The 7,390-nt window shown below is 50.9% G+C and carries 3 protein-coding genes and 1 riboswitch; all 3 genes read right to left on the bottom strand.

All coding sequences use genetic code 11. The features are described 5' to 3' along the window. Positions 1-147: 147 nt before the first annotated feature. Entirely contained in the window at positions 148-1,128 is a 981-nt protein-coding gene (locus J7E85_RS31155; RefSeq protein ID WP_215163880.1) for a DMT family transporter, read from the bottom strand. A 135-nt stretch (positions 1,129-1,263) separates the two neighbouring features. After that, positions 1,264-1,430: riboswitch (FMN riboswitch) on the bottom strand. Positions 1,431-1,661: 231 nt separating this feature from the next. Then, positions 1,662-2,030: a hypothetical protein gene (locus J7E85_RS31150; RefSeq protein WP_215163879.1), complete on the bottom strand. Its 369-nt coding sequence runs from the start codon at positions 2,028-2,030 to the stop codon at positions 1,662-1,664. Between the two features lie 168 nt (positions 2,031-2,198). Next, positions 2,199-7,313, bottom strand: coding sequence for a choice-of-anchor I family protein (locus J7E85_RS31145; RefSeq protein ID WP_215163878.1), 5,115 nt, complete (start codon positions 7,311-7,313; stop codon positions 2,199-2,201). Positions 7,314-7,390: the final 77 nt, after the last annotated feature.

The following is a 7,390-nucleotide window of genomic DNA, read 5'->3' as shown; positions in this document are numbered from 1 at the left end:
CACTACAGATATCAATGGAACTTAAAGAAGATGACCCCCATTCAATACAGGGATCATCTTCTCAGGGCAGCGTAGCCTTTTTTACATTTGTCCTTTACAAAGGGTACAGTTTATTTCGGACCGGCTTTTTTGCAAACTTTTATGAAATTATTGTAATTGTGGAGAAGCTTCGGATTGCTGTCTGGAAATGAGAAACAGTACGATCCAGATCAGCAGGAATCCCAGAAGCTGAGGACCTGTCACGATCTGCTGGAATACGATCCAGTTGATGAGCACGCCCACCATAGGAAAACTCAATTCCGCAAGTGTTGCCACGGAGGCTTTGGTCGTGGTTAACCCTTTATAATAAACCAGCAAACTCAGGAGACCCGGCAGCAATGCCTGACCGATCAGGTTCAGCGATACCAAGGCAAATGCCCCGGTATTCCAGGCCGGCATATTCCATGCTGCCCCCTCACTCCATGTAATGACGGTCAGGAGCGGCAGTGCCAGCACGAAACGCAGCGAGGTTACCGTCTCGTATTTCAGTTTGCCTACCATCAGGCGCCCCATGACCGTTGAACCGCCCCACAGGGCTGCCGCACCTAAGGACAAGAGGCTGCCAACTTGAATAAACTCGTTCCAATGGCCAATCGGAAGGGTTAGGCCAAAGGTCAGTAAATACGTGCCCGCCAAAGCGATAATGAGCAGTATCCCGAAATGGCGCGGAAGCTTCTCTTTCAGAAGTAAGCTGGCCAAAATGATGGCAAACAGCGGCTGAAGCTTCTGAAGCAGCAGGACGGCATTCAGATTGCCGCTCGACAGCCCCATCGTAAACAATACGGTAGCCAATGCCGAGCCGCCCCAGGAAATAAACAGCAGCGCGCCGACATGATTCCAGCCAAGGCCTTTTAGTTCCTCGCGGTTCTTCCACAATACAGGGATTGCAATCAAGGATATAATGATGTGTTCAAGCAAAACGATCTGAGCCGAAGTCAGATTCTTGAGCAGAATGACCCGGAATAACGGGTCTACGCCCCACAGAGCGGCTCCCAAAACGACAAGCCAGAACCCTCCCTTAAAACGTCGACTTGCCTGTGCGTCGGAATCATAGGGTTTCATTTTGACCCCGGTATTAATATTACTCATCTTGCCCTCTCCTGTCTTGAATACGGAGGTCTTACTAGCAGAAAGCCCCCGCCATCGACATGTGTCGACGTATACGGGGGCTGATCAAATAAGCCTGCGTCGAATGGAAAATTTCCCATCTACGGCAAACTCATCTTTGATCTTCTCCCATCCGGACTTTACCGTCGGCCTTGGAATTGCACCAAGTCAGTCGCTGCATTCATGTTCGTGCCAGAACGCAGCGAGTCGCGGGCTGAGTTTCGTTCACGCCGGAACGAACCATCACCGCCGGTTAGGAATTTCACCTTACCCCGAAGATCCATATTCATGTTTTATTTTTGTCATGCATCCATACTAATTAACCGATAATCCCTATAAGCTTAGTTGATGAATTGAATTATAACATGAATCCTTTCATGTAAATACATCTATTTTCAAAATAAATGAAATTAGACTTAAATACAATGAAAAATCTCACGTTCAACCAAGACTTACTGAGAATTATACAGCAAGTATCGATTTGTTACCAGTATGATTTTTTGCCATTTTCCTTTTTAGGTTATATCAAATACCTTGTAGATGGAACGGGTACCGACTGCCCCAGCCTGAAGGCATAACAGATCGAGAGCTTCCTTGGTATTGAGGCTCATTCTGCCTGCTCGAGGCAACGACATCGATAGATCTGTTGAACTGGCGGCGGATTCACTCTCGACCTGCTTCGTCTCACTTAATAGCATTTTGCTCCCATCCGGCCGAACCATATACTGACGCAAATAACCGCCTTCTCTAACGGTTACCATCTTTCCCTTGCCCTCTTCTTCCTTCTTGTTCTTCCGGAGCAGCTGTTCAAACCCTTCTTGGGCTGGTTCGGCTTTCTTCGATGTCACAGGACTCCAGTATGTATATGCTGACTCAACGCGCATGAACTCACATCCTTATCCAATTGTTATTTTAACCCTTACTTCAATTATCGGATGCCTGGACACTTCTCTTTAATCACTCACAAATGACTTGGATATAAAAAACCGCCCGAAAGGTTTCTGATCCACCTTAAGGACGGTCTTATAATTTCTAATGTATTCCCGCTTCGCTTAGTTCATGAACTTCAATGCTGTTAAAGTCCGCTTCAGAACAAGTGCTGCTTGTGCACGGGTAACCGAATCGAGTGCTCCGAAATTACCCTGATTGTCACCCTGCACGATACCTTGCTCAGTAAGACTGGCTACCTGGGCAGCCGCCCAGACAGGGATGGATGCCTGATCTTTGAATTCATTACCAGCATTCGCACCCTGGTTTGGCAGGCTTGTCGGACTTACCGCTTCCATAGCCCGGGTAATCATCACAGCCATTTCTGCCCGGGTCATGCCGGCATTTGGTGAGAAAACACCATCTGTGCCGCCTTCGATCAAGCCGTAACGCAACGCTGCGCCGATCTCGCCAGCGTACGCGGAGGCATCCTGGACATCCTTGAATGCTCCGCTCTCGATAACTGGACTAAGTCCCATCGCACGGACCAGCATAGCAGTAAACTCTGCTCGCGTGATTACCTTGCCCGGTGCGTACGAGTTAGCGTTAACTCCGTTCACGAGCAGCTTGGAAGCCATAGATTCGATTTCCACTTTCGCCCAGTGGCCGTTTAGATCCGCAAAGGTTTTCTTGTACTGCAGCAGTGCATAAATGCCGTTTCCGGCATGCTTCACTGCGATGGCCGGTTTACCGTTCCATGTCGTCGCTGCAGCCGGTACAAATCGGAAGGTTCCTGCATCGGCGTCATAGATTATAGCAGTGACCGAATTCGGAGCTGTTCCTGCCGGCAGCGGCAGGATGCGACTGACCACACGCTTCCCGAAATCCTTTACTTCTTGCTCTGCGCCCGGCACGCCAACCGCTACACCAAACTGAAGTGCTCCATTCGCAGCCATCACGGCGCCCATGGAAGTTGCCTTGCTTGTCATAGCATCCACCACGCTGCTACCAACCGGGGTCATGGATATTTTCACTTGGATGCTGCCGGAGCCTTGTACAGACTTCAAAGCCTCATCCAAATGCAGAGCCGTTACCGGAAGACGGAACGCTCCAAGTGCAGTCTCCAGCACCAGGGTCGTATTCGAATTCCGTTCCATCGCCTGCTTCAGACCTGCTGCCGAAAGGGATAGCTCAGCGGCACGGTTCAACTCAGGGGCCCGAATAATGAGTTCCTGCTGCCCGTTCGCAGACAATCCGGCAACGGCCTTCTTCCACGCCTCTTCTTTCACCGTAATGTGGCCCACAGCTCCACCTGCAGCGCTTATATTCAGATCCTTGCCTGTCATTACGTTGGGCAATGATGTATTTCCACCCGTGGAAGGAGGGTTAGGCTGCATTGTCGGCGGTGTTACAGAACCGCCTCCCGAACCGCCTGATCCTGAACCTGATCCCGGAGAGGAGCCGTCACCTGGATTCACCGGTTTCTTCTGCTCGGTAATTCGTCCCTCGACCTTCGGCGAGACCTTTCCGCCAAGCTTGGTCACGTATTCCATGAAGATTTCATAATCCGGGTAACCCAGATCCTCGTTATATTTCCCTTCGGCAATCGCTTCGGCAAAGGATTTATATCCGTCCCCGCCTTTGGCCACAAAACTGTTCGTTGCCATCCGGTACGTTTCGGTCAATACCAGGGGTTTATAGCTTCCGCCCTTCATAATCTGTACATCGTACACTTTATTTCCTGCCGGAGCGCCAGGATCCCATTTGAATTTCATCCCGGCGATTTGCGGGAATTTCCCCGGTAGATCGGCCAATTTCGCACCGCTAATTCCGTTTTCCAATCCGTCCTTCAGCTGCTGTCCTGTGACGTCCATGACAAACAGCGTGTTTCCGAAAGGCATCACCGTGCGCAGCTCGCCCATCGTGATTTCACCTTCATCAATAGCGGCGCGAATACCTCCTCCATTGGTGAGGGCAATATCGGCGTTCTTAAGCTCCTTGGCTTTTGCCAGCATGCCATCCGCAATCAGATTGCCGAGATTCGTTTCCCTGGAGCGGACATTCTCGCGTTTACCGTCCAGCAGGACATCTGCTATACCGACTACCTGCTTCATGAGCTCTTCTAATTCGCCATTATAAGGGGCCAGCATATCCTTGGCCTGCTTGTCTTCTGCCACATTGCTATCCACCGGAATCAGCTTGCCGCCGAGCTCGCCTTCTCCGACGAGGACCTTGCCTTCCTTGTCAAATTGCAAGTCGACCCGGCCGAGGTATTTCCCCCATTCATTCGCTTGCACGATGACGGTTGGTGTTCCGTGTTCATTGTCCGTCACCACTTCCGGTGCATTGAGCGTCGTATGGGTATGGCCTCCAACAATGAGGTCGATGCCTTCAACCGCTTCGGCAAGCGCCTGATCTTTGGCGTAGCCCAGATGCGACAGACCGATGATGATGTTAAGTCCTTCCTGCTCCATCGCCTCCACTGTTGCACGAGCTGAGGTTACCGCCTCGTTGAATACCACATCTTTGCCCGGGCTGGACGTCTCGGCTGTATCTTCAGTGGTTAAGCCGAATACCCCGACCTTCTGGCCGTCAACTAGCAATGTCACATATGGATATACCCCGCTATTTGCCGTCGTCTTAGGCTGATCGGTATCGATCACCGCCGGCTTACGGATCAGGTGCGAAATGTTAGCATCCTGACTAAGATCCACATTCGCGCTGACGAGCGGGAATTGTGCCTTGCTTACGAAATCTGCGAGCGTCTTGGTGCCTTGATCGAATTCATGGTTACCGAACGTCATCGCGTCATAACCCATATAGTTCATGAAGGCCAGATCGGCCAATCCAAACCATTTGGTAAAATACAGATCGCCGGAGAATACATCCCCTGCATCCAGCAGCAGGCTGTTTCCGCCCTCGCTGCGGACCTGCTTAACCAGTGCAGCCCTTCTGGCCACTTCGGACAGATGCGCATGCGTATCGTTCGTATGCATAACCGTTAATTTCCATGGCTCTCCTTCCGGCGAACTATCCGTTACCTTAACCGGTACTTCCGCTGATCCATAGCCGTCCTTGCTCAGAACGGTGATCACGGCTTCACCTACGGATACCGGTGCAACCAGACCGTTCGGATCTACGGTAACTACCGTTTCATCAGAGGAACTCCAGGCCAGCTCGCTGGATCCGCCCTGAGCGGGATCAACGCTCGCTTGCAATTGTACCGGGGAACCGCCCGGATTCAGCGTGAGCGAAGAGTGATCCAACGTAATTTTGGTCACCTGAAGCTCCAGCAGTGCCACCGTTCCGCTGACCTCATTCGCAACCAGCAGCAGCGGGCGTCCTGTCTTGCTGTCTGCGGCCGGAATAAAGTCCAGTCCCTCCGGGCCGGAATCCGATGCAATCCCTCCGTTAAAATCCCGTGTATTGATGTAGTTCAGAAACGCCGGATCGGATGGGTTCGTTACATCATACGTCATTACCCCGCCAATGCGCTCCAAGCCGACAAAAGCCAGCGTCTTCTGTCCTACCTTACCCACCGTTACATATTCGGGCTCTGGTCCTTTCTTGGAGCTGCGGCTGTCCAGATCGGTTTTGTCATTGCTGGCATTGAAATGATTCGGTAAGCGCTCGGCTGTAATCTTCTCAAAATCACTGCCGCTGTCATACACCTGGGACATATCGGCTGCATTCCATATGGAGAATGAACGACCTCCGTACAGGTACAGTCCCTCATTGCCCATATCGCTGGCAACTTCAACCTTATCGTAGGTGGTTCCTTTGTCTGCCAGAAATTGTGCTGCCGGAGACAACGGATCCAAATTAGGTTTCATTTTACCAATGTTACTTTCATTGCTTCGCTCATCCCAGCCTGTTGCGTCCCCTTCATTCGCGGACAGAATGTACTGCTGTCCATTCACGCTGTAGGTCGCGATTCCGTCAGGCATATACATTCCGTAAAAAGGAACGTTCTCAAACTTGATTTGTCCATCCTTCAGAAGGTCAAGCTGATTCTCTGGTTGATTGAAGTCCTTATACCCGAGTCCCTTAACCGCTTGGATACTCTTCGCGGCGATATCGACCACGGCGATTGCATTATTCTCCTGCAAAGCAACGTAAGCCGTCAACTCGTCCTCGGACAACGAGATGTATTCGGGCTCAAGATCATGAACAGCATCATCCTTAATTCCGGTGCTGCGAATTTGTCCGTCCGCTTCCACAGGTCCGCGAATATGTACCTGATCGTCAATGATCGACGGGTCATCAAACTTCAGATAACTTACTTCGCCCGACAGGGTGTCGATAATCGTAATGCTTCCTTCCGGATCAGAAGCAGTCTCTGTACGAGGCTCGCCTTCATCCGCTGTCAGGATATAACGGCCATCGGAAGTATACTTGACCATGTCCGGCTGGATGCCGGTTTCATAAGATCCGATCAAACCGCCGTCATAGTCGAGTACCAGAACCTTGCCGGCTTTTGCATGATCCTGCTCCTGAACAGCGACCACCACCTGCTTCGTCTTGGTGTTGATATCCACGCTGGTCAGGTCCCCATACAGAAAACCACCCGTGCTTGCCAAGTCTTCCACATTGATCTGCTTGTCCTTTTGCAAGCTGCCGTCAGCGCCAAGCGACACGATTTCGAGACTAGCCGGCTGAGTTGAACCATTGACCAGATAGAGCTTCCCGTTATCCTTGTTGTATTTTACAATTTCCGCAACGCCGCCATCCTTATTGGAGGTCCCTACGGAATAATGCCCGATCATCTTCATGGCTAGCTTGTCAGCCACCGGATCAGGCCGTTTCCCCAATACTTGCAATTTCACAATCGATTGAGCCGTAGCAGGTATGGCTGCACTATCTTGTACCGTTACCTCAACCGTATATTCGCCCTCATGCCCAGCAGCAGGCGTACCTGTAATGAATCCTGTATCGGACTTAATGTCCAAACCTGCCGGTAGACCCGTCGCCGAGAAGGTATACGGTGCTTGTCCACCATACACATCAACGGTTACCGTATATGCTTCTTCTGTATGTACATCGGGAAAGATCTTATCGGTAATGCCGAAATCAACAACAGCGATAGCTGTATCTTGTGATGCTGTCTCCATGCTGGCCGTCTGGAGTATCTCCTGTCCTTCTTTAGCCATCACGGTGCCCGCCGAAAATAGAGAGGCCATCGTGATTTCCGCCGCCATCAACAGCGAGACTACTTTCATGCTTTTATGCTTCAACTCCATATCCCCTCTTCTATCCTTATTTAATGTTAAGTGTAAGGAAGAAGTGTTAACGCATCCTCAATAAAGGTCACGGTTTG

Origin of the sequence: Paenibacillus sp. ISL-20 (assembly GCF_018613005.1) — a bacterium.
Taxonomy (GTDB): Bacteria; Bacillota; Bacilli; order Paenibacillales; family Paenibacillaceae; genus Paenibacillus_AQ.
This window is presented reverse-complemented; position numbering and strand designations above follow the sequence as displayed.